Source organism: Nonomuraea sp. C10 (assembly GCF_008017515.1).
In the GTDB taxonomy this organism is placed as follows: Bacteria; Actinomycetota; Actinomycetes; order Streptosporangiales; family Streptosporangiaceae; genus Nonomuraea; species Nonomuraea ferruginea.
Genome location: NZ_VPFF01000001.1, coordinates 2,499,310 through 2,513,301, shown reverse-complemented (window position 1 = coordinate 2,513,301; position 13,992 = coordinate 2,499,310). Strand labels below are relative to the sequence as shown.

Annotated in this window: 13 protein-coding genes; 8 read left to right on the top strand and 5 right to left on the bottom strand. The window is 73.4% G+C overall.

Going from position 1 to position 13,992, the window contains the following annotated elements; translation table 11 throughout:
* Nucleotides 1–135 precede the first annotated feature (135 nt).
* The 3 genes from FR742_RS45140 to FR742_RS11415 are packed head-to-tail and all read left to right on the top strand — an operon-like array spanning nucleotide 136 to nucleotide 5,311.
* The gene (locus FR742_RS45140; RefSeq protein WP_148030929.1) at nucleotides 136–1,743 is read left to right on the top strand and encodes an NAD(P)H-dependent oxidoreductase subunit E; all 1,608 of its coding nucleotides are present in this window, start codon (nucleotides 136–138) and stop codon (nucleotides 1,741–1,743) included.
* Nucleotides 1,740–4,436: a formate dehydrogenase subunit alpha gene (gene fdhF / locus FR742_RS11420; protein ID WP_148030928.1), complete on the top strand. Its 2,697-nt coding sequence runs from the start codon at nucleotides 1,740–1,742 to the stop codon at nucleotides 4,434–4,436. Before FR742_RS45140 ends, fdhF begins: the two co-directional genes overlap by 4 nt.
* The gene (locus FR742_RS11415; RefSeq protein ID WP_148030927.1) at nucleotides 4,433–5,311 is read left to right on the top strand and encodes a universal stress protein; all 879 of its coding nucleotides are present in this window, start codon (nucleotides 4,433–4,435) and stop codon (nucleotides 5,309–5,311) included. Before fdhF ends, FR742_RS11415 begins: the two co-directional genes overlap by 4 nt.
* A gap of 80 nt (nucleotides 5,312–5,391) precedes the next feature.
* Here the strand turns inward: FR742_RS11415 and FR742_RS11410 are convergent, their stop codons facing one another.
* Entirely contained in the window at nucleotides 5,392–6,702 is a 1,311-nt protein-coding gene (locus FR742_RS11410) for an aminotransferase class V-fold PLP-dependent enzyme (RefSeq protein WP_148030926.1), read from the bottom strand.
* Nucleotides 6,703–6,944: 242 nt separating this feature from the next.
* Here FR742_RS11410 and FR742_RS11405 point away from each other — a divergent pair, with 242 nt between their 5' ends.
* From FR742_RS11405 to FR742_RS45130, 5 genes are all read left to right on the top strand, one after another.
* The gene (locus tag FR742_RS11405) at nucleotides 6,945–7,382 is read left to right on the top strand and encodes a hypothetical protein (protein WP_148030925.1); all 438 of its coding nucleotides are present in this window, start codon (nucleotides 6,945–6,947) and stop codon (nucleotides 7,380–7,382) included.
* A 56-nt stretch (nucleotides 7,383–7,438) separates the two neighbouring features.
* A complete protein-coding gene (locus FR742_RS11400) occupies nucleotides 7,439–8,530 on the top strand; it encodes a PLP-dependent cysteine synthase family protein (protein WP_148030924.1) in 1,092 nt (363 codons plus the stop codon).
* Nucleotides 8,527–9,768: an MFS transporter gene (locus FR742_RS11395; RefSeq protein WP_148030923.1), complete on the top strand. Its 1,242-nt coding sequence runs from the start codon at nucleotides 8,527–8,529 to the stop codon at nucleotides 9,766–9,768. Before FR742_RS11400 ends, FR742_RS11395 begins: the two co-directional genes overlap by 4 nt.
* 255 nt (nucleotides 9,769–10,023) lie before the next feature.
* Nucleotides 10,024–10,278 carry a hypothetical protein gene (locus FR742_RS45135; protein WP_222708901.1) on the top strand — a complete coding sequence of 85 codons (255 nt, stop codon included), beginning with the start codon at nucleotides 10,024–10,026 and terminating at the stop codon, nucleotides 10,276–10,278.
* Nucleotides 10,257–10,634 carry a hemerythrin domain-containing protein gene (locus FR742_RS45130; protein ID WP_396990168.1) on the top strand — a complete coding sequence of 126 codons (378 nt, stop codon included), beginning with the start codon at nucleotides 10,257–10,259 and terminating at the stop codon, nucleotides 10,632–10,634. Before FR742_RS45135 ends, FR742_RS45130 begins: the two co-directional genes overlap by 22 nt.
* A 100-nt stretch (nucleotides 10,635–10,734) precedes the next feature.
* Here FR742_RS45130 and FR742_RS11385 read toward each other — a convergent pair whose 3' ends face one another.
* The 4 genes from FR742_RS11385 to FR742_RS11370 are packed head-to-tail and all read right to left on the bottom strand — an operon-like array spanning nucleotide 10,735 to nucleotide 13,814.
* On the bottom strand, nucleotides 10,735–11,766 hold the full coding sequence (locus FR742_RS11385; protein WP_148034477.1) for an ABC transporter ATP-binding protein: 1,032 nt from the start codon (nucleotides 11,764–11,766) through the stop codon (nucleotides 10,735–10,737).
* A complete protein-coding gene (locus tag FR742_RS11380; protein ID WP_148030922.1) occupies nucleotides 11,763–12,596 on the bottom strand; it encodes an ABC transporter permease in 834 nt (277 codons plus the stop codon). Before FR742_RS11380 ends, FR742_RS11385 begins: the two co-directional genes overlap by 4 nt.
* Nucleotides 12,597–12,602: 6 nt before the next feature.
* Entirely contained in the window at nucleotides 12,603–13,391 is a 789-nt protein-coding gene (gene modA / locus FR742_RS11375) for a molybdate ABC transporter substrate-binding protein (RefSeq protein ID WP_148030921.1), read from the bottom strand.
* A 9-nt stretch (nucleotides 13,392–13,400) separates the two neighbouring features.
* Nucleotides 13,401–13,814, bottom strand: coding sequence for a molybdopterin-binding protein (locus FR742_RS11370; RefSeq protein WP_148030920.1), 414 nt, complete (start codon nucleotides 13,812–13,814; stop codon nucleotides 13,401–13,403).
* Nucleotides 13,815–13,992: the final 178 nt, after the last annotated feature.

The window sequence follows — 13,992 nt, the reverse complement described above, 5'->3', positions numbered from 1 at the left end:
TGAATGTGCCCTTGCCCAATGATGACCAGCGCCTTCGTAGGACAGTCACCGGCACGGGTTCATGATGGGAATGTGGGTTCAACCAGCAGATTCGACGCTTTTCGCGCGCTGGCCGAGCGTCGCGGGCGTCCGCGGATGCTGGATTCCCTGTCCGAGGCGGCGAGAGCCGGACAAGGATCCGCCGAGGAGCGGGCGCCCGAAGTGGCCCGGCGACTCGGCCTGCCGGCCGCGGCGGGGCTCGGACCGGCCACCTTCTACGCCGATCTGGCCGCTCCCCGCGGTCGCCGTCACGTCCGGGTCTGCACCGCCGCCGCCTGCTTCGCGGCCGGGTCGGGCCGCCACGTCCAGGAGGTGGAGGAGGCGCTCGGCGTCGCGGCGGACCACGTGGACGCGCGGGCGCGGGTCTCGCTGCAGAGCGTCCGGTGCCTCGGCTACTGCTACGCGGGCCCGGCCTGCCTCGACGGCGACACGCCGTGCACCGGCCCGGATCCGGCCGCCCAGCTCTCCGGCCGCGCGCGGGCCCACGCTCCCCCGATACCCGCCGCCGACGCCACCGGCGCTCCGGTGGTGCTGGCCGGCGTCGTCGGGAGAGAGGATCCCTGGGAGGTGTGGCCCCGCGTGGTGCGGACGCTCGCCCCGGAACGGGTCCTCGCCGAGGTGGCGGCCTCCGGGCTGCGCGGGCGCGGAGGAGCCGGTTTCCCGGTGGCCGCCAAGTGGGCCGCCGCCCAGGGCTCGCCCGACACCGTGGTGGTGGCCAACGGCGACGAGGGCGACCCGGGCTCGTACGCCGACCGGCTGCTGATGGAGGCCGATCCGGGACGGGTGCTGGAAGGGCTGGCGCTGGCTTGTCACGCGGCCGGAGGCCGCCGCGGCGTGGTGCTGGTCCGGTCGGAGTATCCGCAGGCGCTGGCCCGCATGCGGGCCGCGGTGGAGCGGGCACGCGCCGACGGGCATCTGGGACGGCGGATCCACGGCACCGGCGTCGATCTCGACATCGAGGTGGCCGAGGGCGCGGGCTCCTATGTCGCGGGCGAGGAGACCGCCCTCGTCGCGGGGCTCGAAGGCGGGCGTGGCTGCGCCCGGCCGCGCCCGCCGTACCCGACCAGGAAGGGCCTGTGGGACGCCCCGACCGTGGTGAACAACGTGGAGACGCTGGCCGCGGTCCCGTGGATCGTCCAGCGGGGCGGAGACGCCTACGCCGCGCGCGGCACGTCCTCGGAGACCGGCACGAAGCTGGTCTGCCTGTCCGAGCGGTTCGCCCGGCCGGGCTGCTACGAGGTCGAACTCGGCACGTCCGTGCTCGCGATCGTCGAGGAGCTGGGCGGCGGCCTGCGCGAGGGCTCGGAGCTGGCCGTGGTGCAGGTCGGCGGGCCGCTCGGCGGCTTCCTCGCCGCCGGCGAACTCGACGTGCCGCTGTCGGAGGCGGCCCTGGCCGGTCGCGGCGCGGCGCTCGGACACGCCGGGCTCGTCGCCTTCGACCAGCACGTCGAGCCCGAGGACGTGCTGCGGCACGTATGGGAGTTCGCCGCCGCGGAGAGCTGCGGGGCGTGCTCGCCGTGCCGGGTGGGGTCCCGCCGGGGTCTGGAGATCGCCCGGACCGCCGCGCGGGCGGGCGACGAGTACGCGCGGCTGCTGCGCGTCATGGGCGAGGCCAGCCTGTGTGCTTTCGGACGTCGCGTGCCGGCGGCGGTGCGCAGCCTCGCCCGCGCCTACGGCGACCGGCTGGCGGGGTGGGACCGGTGAGGGTTCTGGTCGACGGGGTGACCGCGCACGTCGCGGACGGCGCCTCGATGCTCGACGCCGTGCGCGCGGCCGGCGGCGAACTGCCCACGTTGTGCGACGACGACCGGCTGACCTCCGTGGGCTCCTGCCGCACCTGCCTGGTCAGATCCGGCGGCTCGGTGGTGGCCGCCTGCGTCACTCCGGCCGCCGACGGCGCCCGGATCGAGGTCGCCGCCGAGGATCTGCGGACGTCGCGCCGCGAGGCGGTCGAGCTGATCGTCTCGGCGCTGCCGCCGTACGCTCTCGACGGCGGCAGCGAGCTGGCCACACTCTGCCACTCGCTGGGGATAGCCCCGGACCTGGCCCGGGGAACCGGCGGCCGGGGACGTGACGACAGCCACCCGTACGTCCACCTCGACCGCGACCTGTGCATCGCCTGCGGCCGGTGCGTGCGCATGTGCGCCGAGGTGCAGGGCACCTTCGCCCTCACCCTGACCGGACGGGGTTCCGACACGGTGGTGGCGCCCGGCACGGGAGGGCCGTGGGCGGAGTCCGACTGCGTCTCCTGCGGCGGCTGCGTCGACACCTGTCCCACCGGGGCGCTCACCGAGCCCGGCCTGCCCGGCGGCGGCCGAGCGCCGGAGGCGGCCCGCACCCGCACCACGTGCGGCTACTGCGGGGTGGGCTGCTCGCTGGACGTGCTCACGCGCGACGGCGAGGTGATCGCGGTGTCGCCCGCCCACGACGGCCCGGTCAACCGCGGGCACGCGTGCGTCAAAGGACGGTTCGCCCACGGCTTCCTCCGCTCGCCCGAGCGTCTCACCGGGCCGCTGCTGCGCCGCGCCGGCCGGCTGCGGCCGGTGAGCTGGCGCGAGGCGCTCGATCACGTCGCCCGGGGGCTACGGGCCGCGGTCGCCGCGGGCGGCCCCGGCGCGGTGGCGGCGATCTCCTCGGCCAGGGCGACCAACGAGGATAACTACCTGCTCCAGAAGTTCATGCGGGTCGTGATCGGCACCAGCAACGTCGACAACTGCTCAAGGCTGTGCCACTCCCCCTCGGCCGCCGGGCTGACAGCGACGTTCGGCCTGTCCGGCGGCACCGACGGCTTCGACGACGTGGAGACCGCGGACTGCCTGCTGCTGGTGGGCGCCAACCCGGCCGAGGCGCATCCGGTGGTCGGCGCGCGGCTGCTCCAGCGGACCCTGCGCGGGGCACGGCTCGTCGTGGCGGACCCCCGGGCGGTCGGCCTGGCCCGCTACGCCGACGTGCACCTGCGGCCCCGGCCCGGCACCAACGTCGCGCTCTTCCACGGGCTGGCCCACGTCTTGCTCGCCGAGGGCCTGGTCGACGAGGAGTTCCTGCGCCATCGGGCGAGCGGCCTGCCCGAGCTCACCGCGCTGCTGGAGGACTACTCGCCGGAGCGGGCCGCCGCCGTCACCGGCGTCCCCGCCGGCGACATCGTCGCGGCCGCCCGCCTCTTCGGCCGGGCGGAGCGGCCGGCGATCGTCTACGGGCTGGGCGTCACCGAGCACCTGCACGGCACCGACGGCGTGCGCACCCTGTCCAACCTCGCGATCCTGCGCGGAGCGGTCGGGACCGGCCGCGGCTTCGGGGTGAACCCGCTGCGCGGCCAGAACAACGTCCAGGGCGCTTCCGACATGGGCGCGCTGCCGGACCTCCTGCCCGGCTACGGGAAGGTGACCGACCCCGCCGCCCGGGCCAGGGCCGAGGAGGTGTGGGGCGCCCCGGTTCCCCCGCGGCCGGGGCTGCGCATCCCGCAGATGTTCGCCGCCGCCCGGTCGGGAGAGCTCCGCGCGCTGTGGGTCATCGGGGAGGACGTCTGCGCCACCGATCCCGACAGCACGCTCGTCGCCGAGGCGCTCGACGCCTGCCCGCTCGTCGTCTGCAGCGAGCTGTTCCTGTCCGAGACCGCCCGCAGGGCCGACGTCGTGTTCCCGGTCGCGTCCTGGCTGGAGAAGGAAGGCACCTTCGTCAACTTCGACCGCCGCTTCCAGCGGGTGCGCGCCGCCCTCCGCCCGCCGGAAGGGGTGCTCACCGATTTCGAGGTCATCCACGCGCTCGCCGCGACGCTCGGCGCCGACCTGGGGTGCCCCACCCCGGCTGACGCTCTGGACGAGTGCGCCCGCCTGGTCCCCGCCTTCGCGGGGCTGTCGCACGGACGGCTCGACCGCGAAGGCGCGGTCTGCTGGCCGTGCCCGGACCCCGACCGGCCCGGCGAGTCCTCGCTCTACCGGGAACGGTTCGCGACCCCCGACGGGCTCGCCCACCTCAGCGCCGCGCCCTATCTGCCGCCGGGCGAGCAGCCCGACGACCGTTACCCTCTGGTCCTGGTCACCGGACGGCGCTGGGCGCACTACAACTCCGGCGGGATGACCCGTCGTACGGACAATCTGCGGCTCGACCCCGTCGACCGGGTCGACGTCCATCCGGACGACGCGGCCCGGCACGGCCTGCGCGACGGCGACCGGGTCAGGGTGGAGAGCCGCCACGGCAGCGCCTCCCTGATCGCCCGCCTCAGCGACGACGTGGCTCCGGGCCAGGTCTTCTGCGCTTTCCACTTCCCCTCCAGCGGGGTCAACGCCCTCACCTCCGACCGGGCGGACACCGTGACCTCCTGCCCTGAATACAAGGTCACCGCCGTGCGGCTGACGGCGCTGACGAAGGACACAGAACTTCTCCGGAGGCGGCGATGAGCGATGGATACGCCGGTCGGCCCGTACTGGTCGGCTACGACGACTCGCCGGGGAGCCACCAGGCGCTGAGCTGGGCGCTCGACGCGGCGCGCATCCGAGGGCTGCCGGTGCTGGTCTGCCATGCCCTGCACTGGCCCTACGCCTTCCGGCCCGTCACCCACGAGATCATGGCGCAGATCGAGCACGTCGCCCTGACCGTCGTGGAGGAGGGCGTCCGCCGTGCCCGGGAGCTGGCTCCCGACGTGAATGTCCTGCAACTGCTCGGCAAGGGCACGCCGGCGGCGGTGATCCTGGAGGCCGGGCGCGACGCGGAGCTGACCGTGCTCGGGTCCCGCGGGCAGGGCGGCTTCGACAGCTTGCAGGTGGGATCGGCCGCCGTGCAGGTGCCCGCGCACAGCGCGCGGCCGGTCGTCATCGTACGGCCCGTCCCGCCGCCGAGCAGCCCGGAGGTCCGGATCGTGGTCGGGCTCGACGGCTCGCCCCCGAGCCTGGCGGCCTTCGACTTCGCCCTGGACGAGGCCGCCCTGCGCGGCGGCACGGTGCAGGCACTCTGCTGCTGGACCGAGTGCGGCTCGTCGGCCTGGCAGGATCCGCTGCCCTTCGTGGATTCGCACGCGCTGCGCAGGGGAGCGGAGGCCCGCTTCCGCGAAGTCGCGTCGGAGCTGGCCCGCAGGCACCCCGAGGTACCGGTCATGACCGCCTTCGTGGCCGAGCGGCCCCAGCGCGCGCTGATCGAGACGGCCCAGGACGCGACGCTCCTCGTGCTGGGGAGCCGCGGCAACGAGTCACCCGCCTGCCTGCTGCTGGGACCGGTGACCCAGACCGCGCTGCGCGAGGCCAGGTGCCCGGTCGCGGTGGTCCCACCGGCCCCGTGACCCCGCCGTCACCTGGAGTATCTGTCAGGCACGCTGCCTGGTCGTACGGCTCGCGCTGACGCCCTGCCCTGCGGAAACGTTCACCGAGGCCGGGTGACGAGGTCGCTCAGGGCCGCTGCCAGGCGGTCGACGTCGTCGGTGGAGGTGAACAGGGCGGGGGTGACCCTGACGGCGTCGCCGCCGCTCATACCGCTGCGGGCGACCGTGAAGATCCGGTGCTTGGTCATGAGCTCGTCCGCGATCGCGACGTTGTCAGCCTCCGAGTCGCGGCCGGGCAGCCGGAACGCGGTGATGCCGCCGTACATGCCGGGCTCGTCCGGGGTGAGGACCCGCGCGCCGAGCTCGTGCGCCCGCCGGACCCAGCGGTCGCGCAGGAAACACAGGCGGGCCTGCTTGACCTTCGCGCCCAGGGTCTCGTGGAAGTCCAGGGCGGCGTCCGCGGTCAGGAACGGGGCCACGTTCATGGTGCCCGAGTGCACCCGTGAGCGGATGTCGGACGCCGGGTAGGTCTCGTCGTCGTACAGAAGATCGATGTCGGCCAGGCGATCCGCGCGGATGTAGAGGAACCCCGCGCCCAGCGGCACGCCCATCCACTTGTGCAGCGAGAACACCCCGAAGTCGGCGTCGAGGCCGGCGATGGTGAAGTCGAGCTGGCCCCAGGAGTGGGCGGCGTCCACGATCACGTCCACGCCGCGCTCACGCGCCATGGCCATGATCTGGCGTACCGGGGTGACCAGGCCGGTGCGGTTGTTCATGTGGCTGAGCAGGAGGAGCCGCACCTTCGGGTGCAGGCGCAGGGCTCGCTCGTAGGTGTCGAGCACCGCCTGACGGGTGGCGGGCTCGGGCATGACGATGCGCTCGACGGTGACGCCGCGCCGGGCTCGCAGCCAGTTCATGGCGTACTGCCCGCTGTGGTAGTCGAGGTCGGCGTACATGACGGCGTCGCCCGGGCGCAGGCGGCGGTAGCCGGAGATCAGGTTCTGCAGGGCCTCGGTGCCGCCCCGGGTGAGCGCGATCTCGTTCCTCGTCACGCCGAGCAGGGCGGCGATCCGGTCGCGGACCTCGTCGGCCCGCGGCTTGTAGGTGGTCCGCAGCAGGTGGGAGCTGTGCTGGTTGAGATGGTCGACGTTGTGGTGGTACGCCCGCCGGACCGGCTCCGGCATGACCCCGTAGTAGCCGTTCTCCAGGTTCACGAAGTCCGGGCTCACCCGGAACTGCCGCGCGACGGTCGCCCAGAAGCGCTCGTCACGCGCGAGCCGCTCCGGGGCGACGCCGGGCGGCACGGCCAGGGTCGCCGGCGCGTACGCGCGCTCCCGGTCATAGGGGCATGCCACGGCGCCGACCGCCATGGCGCCGAAGCCGGCGACGATCCGTCGTCTGGACAGGGCCATGGCGCACTCCTGATATCAGCGGGAATTGACGGACGGCGGACGAGAAGGACCGCCGCGCTGTCCAGTGTGGCCGATATTCCGGCGGACAGGGCAAACCCCCGGCGCCGTGTCGCGCAGATAAGACGAATGACCGGTCGCTCTCGGCGAGAAAGCCCGCCATAACCTGTGACCGGCGGTAGCTTTACCGGAAAGTTTGCTCCTGCCGAGCGCGCCCGGCCGCCTTCCGGGCACTATTTCAGGTGATGTCAGCGACACGGACGACCCTTTCGCGCCGCCCGGCCGGATCTCGCGCCGGGCGGCTCGTGTCGCACGCGCTGCTGGCGGTCGTCTGGCTGATCGTCGCGGTCTTCGCCCACGGCGGCGCCTGCGCCGCCCTGGAGCTGTCGGAGCAGGCCAGCCACAGCGCCCAGGTCGGCGACGGCGGTCACGCCGCGGACCAGGGGCACGTCGCCGCAGCTCAGCACCGTGCGCACTGCTGGCATCACCAGCTGCCCGAGAGACACAGGCACAGCACGGAGCAGGACGGCTCGGCGACCCATCCGGCCGGCCCGCCGACCGGCGCGCCCATGCCGGCCGCGATCGTCGTCTCCCCTCCCGCCGCCGTGGGCGGCACGGCCCCGGCGGCCGTGGCGGGCCGCCCCACGTCCTGTCAGGAAGATCTCTGTGTGATGCGCATATAGGACGCGCGGCCTTTTCATGAGCCGTCAACCGTCCATTCATTTCGGGGATCTCCATCATGTCATCGCAAGCTGTTTCCGCGCGCCTGAAAGAGGCGCCGTCCGGTAGATATTCGACGCTGCCGCTCTCGGTCGGCAATACGCCGTTGACTTTCATATCCGAGCCGTTCGTGCCGGGCGGCGGAGGATTCTGGGCCAAACTCGAAGGCTTCAACCCGGGCGGCATCAAGGACCGCCCGGCGCTGCACATGGTGCGCCGGGCACGGGCGCGCGGCGACCTCCAGCCGGGCGCGACCGTCGTCGAGTCGACCAGCGGCACGCTCGGGCTCGGCCTGGCGCTGGCCGGCATCGTGTTCGGCCATCCGGTCGTGCTCGTGGCCGACCCCGGCATGGAGCCGCTCATGTGCCGGCTGCTGACTTCCTACGGGGTACGGCTGGAGATGGTCACCGAGCCCTGCGCCGTCGGCGGCTGGCAGCAGGCCCGCCGCGAACGGGTGCGGCAGCTCCTCGCGGAGAGCCCCGGCGCCTACTGTCCCGACCAGTACAACAACCCCGACAACGTGGACGCCTACGCCGGGCTGGCCCACGAACTGCTGAACCAGGTCCCCCAGATCGACACGCTGGTGTGCTCGGTCGGCACGGGCGGGCACAGCGCGGGCATCTCCAGCGTGCTGCGCCGCCACTTCCCCGGCCTGAGCCTCGTCGGCGTGGACACCGTGGGCTCGACCATCTTCGGCCAGCCCGCCAGGCCGCGGCTGATGCGCGGGCTCGGCTCCAGCATCTACCCGCGCAACGTCGCCTACGACGCCTTCGACGAGGTCCACTGGGTCGCCCCCGCCGAAGCGGTCTGGGCCTGCCGCACCCTGGCCGCCCTGCACTACGTCTCCGGCGGCTGGAGCACCGGCGCCGTCGCCCTCGTGGCCCGGTGGCTGGCCCGTACGCAGCCCGGCCGGACGATCGTCGCGATCTTCCCGGACGGGCCGTGGCGTTACTGGGAGAGCATCTACGACGACGACTACTGCCGGGCCCACGGCCTGCTCGGCGCCGTCCCGGCCGGCGAGCCGGACCTGCTGCTCGCTCCGGACGAGCGGGAAGTCCACCGCTGGACGCGCTGCACAGGCGTGCGCGCCCCGCTGGCAGCCGGGCGATGAGGCGCACCCTGGCCGAGTTCCGCTCCTTCGACCGGCCCATCCAGCTCCTGCAGATCAACCAGGCGGGCATCAACCTCGGCTTCTACATGCTCATGCCCTACCTCGCCCAGCATCTGTCGTCCGGCGCCGGTCTGGCCGCCTGGACGATCGGGCTCGTCCTGGGCCTGCGGAACCTGAGCCAGCAGGGCCTGTTCCTGATCGGCGGCACCCTGGCCGACCGGCTGGGCTACAAGCCGCTGATCATGCTGGGGTGCGCGCTCCGTACGATCGGGTTCGCCCTGTTCGGGCTGACCACGTCGCTGCCGTGGCTCCTCGTGGCGGCCGCCGTGACCGGGGTCGCCGGGGCGCTGTTCAACCCGGCGGCCCGCGCCTACCTGGCGTGCGAGGCGGGTGAGCGCAAGGTGGCCGCGTTCGCCGTGTTCAACGTGTTCTACCAGGGCGGCATCCTGCTCGGCCCGCTGGTCGGCATCGCCCTGCTGAACGCCGGTTTCACCGCCGTGTGCCTGTCCGCCGCGGGTGTCTTCGCGGTGCTGACCGTCATGCAGGGCCTGTGCCTGCCGGCCCGGCGTGGGCCCGCCGGTGAGCAGCAGCCGGTGCTGAGCGACTGGCGGCGGGCGTTCGGCGACCGGGCCTTCGTCTCCTTCGCCGCGGCGATGATCGCCTCCTACGCGCTGTCGTTCCAGATGTACCTGGCGCTGCCGCTGGAGGTGGAGCGGGTCGGCGGCGGCGAGAGCGGCGTGATGGCGTTGTACGCGCTGTCGGCGCTGCTCGGCATCGCCGGGCAGGTACGGCTGACCGCCTGGTGCTCGGCCCGGTGGAGCCGGGGACAGGCGATCAGCCGGGGCCTGGCCCTCATGGGGATCGCGTTCCTGCCCCCGGCGGCGACGGCGCACCTGGCCCTGCCCCCGGGCTGGGCGCTGCTGCCTCTGGTGGCGTGCACGCTGCTGCTCACCCTGGGGACGCTGGCCGCCTTCCCGTTCGAGATGGCCACCATCGCCGACCTGGCGGGAGACCGGCTGATCGGCACCTACTACGGCGTGTACAACCTGCTGTCCGGCATCGGGATCCTGGCCGGCAACCTGCTGGCGGGCGCCCTGGTCGACGCGGGCCGCTCCAACGGCATGACAGCTCTGCCGTGGGCGCTGCTGGCCGCCGCGGGGCTGGCCTCCGCGGCGGCCGTCAGGCGGCTGGACAGGAGGGAGCGGCTACCGGTCGCCGGCCGGGTCCCCGCCGGCTGACCACGACCGCCGGCGGGGAGCACCGGGCGGCCGGCCCGGACAGAGGGAAGCATTACCTCCGTTGTCACGTCGGATCACCGGTGGCTGGGCAGCATCTGGGGTGATGCGGTCCAGCCGGCCGTATCGGGCTGGTTGGGGGCCGGGACCGAAGATGAGCGACGAAGCGTGGGACGACCGCGAAACACCGAGCGTGCGCCGCCGCGAGATGCTCAGCCTGCCCGTCGCCCTGGCCTGTGGCTCGGCGGTGCTGACCGCGTGCGGGACGATCCGGCAAGCCGGCGGCGCCGCGACATCCACCCCTGCCCCAGCACGGAGCAGACCCAAGAGGTGCCGGTCACGCCACCAGAAGACCTCATGCGCGAGCACGGGGTACTCAAACGCATCCTGCTGATCTACCGGGAGGGCATCCGGCGGATCAACGCCGGCGAGCCGGTGCCCGCCCAGAGGAGTACCACGAGCAACTTGAAGAACGTCACGTCTTCCCGCGCCTGGTCAAGGCCGGCAAACTGACCGACACCGCGCCCATCCTGGTCCGGCAGCACCAGCGCGGCCGCGTGCTGACCGGCCGCATCCTGGACGTCACCGCCAAACCTGCCCCCCAGCGGGCCCGCCGGGACCTGACCGCCGACATGGCCGCCTTCATCCGCATGTACGAGCCCCACGAGGCACGCGAGGACACCGTGGTCTTCCCCGCCATGCGCGAGGTCATCCCGCCCAGGGAATTCACCGAGATGGCCGAGACCTTCGAAGACGAGGAGCACCGCCGTTTCGGCGCGGCCGGCTTCACCGGCGTCGTCGGGCAGGTGGCCGACATCGAGAAGGCGCTCGGGATCTATGACCTGAACCAGTTCACGCCTCGCGTATGACCCTGCTGAGAGCGACATGCTCCGGCACAGGCAGGACTGAGTCGGCACGCCCGTGAGGGCGAACCGCCGGCGCTGAGGAGGCCCCCGTCGCAGTCGTCGCTCATGCCGGGTAGGCGTGGGTCTCGGTGGCCTTGACCGAGGCCCAGATCCGCTGGCCCGGGGTCAGGTCCAGGTCGGCCACGGCCGCGGGGGTGATGTCGGCGAACGCGGTGACGGGCCCGTCGAGGTGCACCCGGACGTTGTCGCCGTGCCGTTCGATGCCGTCGATCGTGGCCCGCCACAGGTTGCGCGGGCTGCCGTCCGGGCGGGAGCGGTAGAGCGCCACGGCGGCGGGCGGGAAGGCGACGAACGCGGGCCCGTCGAGCTGCTCGCAGGTGTGCAGCAGCAGCTCGCCGACCTTGACCCGGCCCGCGTCGGCGCCGCCGCGATACAGGTTGAGCCCGACCAGCCGGGCCACGTAGTCGGTGCGCGGGCGCCGGGCGACCTCGCCCGGGGCGCCCTGCTGGACGATCGCGCCGTGCTCGATCACGATCAGCCGGTCGGCCAGCACCATCGCGTCGAGCGGGTCGTGGGTGACCAGGACCGTCGCGCCGTCGAAGTCGGCCAGGTGGCGTCGGAGCCGGGAGCGGACCTCCAGCCGGGTGTGGGCGTCGAGCGCGGCCAGCGGCTCGTCCAGCAGCAGCAGCTCCGGCCGCACGGCCAGCGCCCGCGCCAGCGCGACCCGCTGTGCCTGCCCGCCGGACAGCTGCGCCGGTCTGGCGCTCGCGCGGTCGGCCAGGCCGACCCGCTCCAGCAGGGCGGCGGCGGCACGGCGGGACTCGGCCTTGGAGACGCCCTGGCAGCGCGGCCCGAAGGCGACGTTGTCCAGCGCCGACAGATGGGGGAAGAGCAGGTAGTCCTGGAAGACCATGCCGATCGGGCGGCTCTCGGCGGGCAGGGTGTGCAGCGGCCGGCCGCGCAGGCTGATCTGCCCGCCGGACATGCGGGTGAGCCCGGCCAGGGCGCGCAGCGCGGTGGTCTTGCCCGCGCCGTTGGGGCCGAGCAGCGCGACCACCTCCCCGGCGGCGACATGGAGGTCGAGGTCGAGGGTGAACGCGGGCCGGTTGACGACCAGGCGGGCGCGCAGGGTCATGGCGCGCTCACCCACCGGTCGCGCAGGCTGGCCAGGATGACCACGGAGACGGCCAGCAGCACGAGACTGAGCACGATCGCGGCCTCCGGCTCGGTCTCCAGGGCCAGGTAGACGGCCAGCGGCATGGTGCGGGTGGTGCCGGGGAAGTTGCCGGCGAACGTGATCGTCGCGCCGAACTCGCCCAGCGCCCGCGCCCAGCACAGCACCGCCCCGGCCACCACCCCCGGCATGACCATCGGCAGCGTCACCCGCCGGAACACCGTCCAGCGGGAGGCGCCGAGCGTGGCGGCGGCCTCCTCGAAACGCCGGTCGGCGCCGCGCAACGCGCCCTCGACACTGATCACCAGGAACGGCATCGCGACGAACGCCTCGGCCACGATCACCCCCGCGGTGGTGAACGGCAGCGTGATCCCGAAGCTCGCCTCCAGCCACTGCCCGACCAGCCCGCGCCGCCCCAGCACCAGCAGCAACGCGACACCGCCGACCACCGGCGGCAGCACCAGGGGCACGGTGACCAGCGCCCGCACCAGCCTCCGGCCCGGGAACTCCACCCGGGCCAGCAGCCAGGCCAGCGGCACCCCGAGCAGCAGGCACACGACGGTGGCGACGGTGGCCGACACCAGCGACAGCCGCAGCGCCTCCAGCACCTGCGGCTCGGCCAGCCGCTCCAGCAGCGTCGGCCACGGGGCACGGATCAGCAGCCCGGCCAGCGGCAGCACCAGGAAGACCAGCCCCACCACGGCGGGCAGCACCAGCATCCACGGCAGCCGCCCGGAGACCTCACGGCGCGGGCCCGGCAGGTCGAGGCGCTCCGGCGCGGAAGAACTCATCCTTGATCAGGGCGCCTCGAAGCCGGCCTCGGTCAGCACGTCCCTGCCCTGCCGCGACAGCATCAGGTCGACGAACTGCCGGGCCGCCTCACCGGCCGGCGCCTTGGCCAGGGTGGCGATCGGATAGTCGTTGATCGCCTGGTCCGCTTCCGGGAACTCGATGCCGGTCACCTTGCCGTCCGAGGCGATCACGTCGGTCGCGTAGACCAGCGCCGCGTCCACCTCACCCAGCCGCACCTTGGTCAGCGTGGCCTTGACGTCCTGCTCCAGGGTGACGGGGGTGACCTTCAGCCCGGCCGCGGCCAGCGCCTTGACGGCCGCCGCCCCGCACGGCACCTGCTCCGCGCAGAGCGCCACCTTCACCTCGGGGCCGGCCAGGTCCTTCAGCTCGTCCACCTGCGCGGGGTTGTCGGCGGGGACGGCGATCCGCAGCTTGTTGCGTACGAACGTGACCGGCGCACCGGCCAGCGCGGCGTCGGTGACGGTCTTCATCGTGGCCGGGCTCGCCGCCGCGAACACGTCGGCCGGGGCGCCCTGGACGAGCTGCTGGGCCAGCGTGGCGCTGGAGCCGAAGTTGAACCGGACCGTCGTGCCCGGATGCGCGGCCTCGAAGGCCTTGCCCAGCTCGGTGAACGTCCCGGTCAGCGACGCCGCCGCGAACACCGTCACCTCTTTCGCGTCGCCGCCGGACGCCGCCTCCGAAGCGGGGGACGTGGCGCCGGAGCCGCACCCCGACAACCCCAGCGCGAGCGCGACGGGCAGGGCGACCGCCCACCGGGAAAGACGAAAGACCAAGGGGGCTCCTCACAGATGACTGGCCACACGCTCGTGACCGGGGATCTCCACGACGACGTTGGTGGACTTGATCACGGCGACCGCCACCACCCCCGGCTCCAGGCCCAGCTCGTCGGCGGCCTGGCGGCTCATCAGCGACACCACCCGGAACGGCCCCGCGGCGATCTCCACCTGCGCCATCACCGCGTCGCGGATCACCTCGGTGACGATCCCGCGGAAACGGTTGCGCGCCGACGTGCGGCCGCCGTCGCCGACCGACTCGACCTGGGCACGGGCGAAGGCGGCCAGATCGGCGCCGTTCACCCTCCGGTGGCCGTGCTCGTCGCGCTCCGCGCGCAGCCGGCCCGCGTCCACCCACCGGCGGACCGTGTCGGAGCTGACCCCGAGCAGCGCCGCGGCCTCACTGATCCGGAACGTCGTCACAGCCCTCACCATACCCTTCGCACATGCCAACCTGAATACCGGTCTTGCACCGCAACAGCGGCGCTCTCTACCGATCCGCCATGGCATCCACGAGATCCCCGGCGCAACCTGGCCGGCGAGAACACCCGAGGAAGATCTGCCGCCCCTTGGCGAACCTCAGAGGCCGTCAAGAACCCAA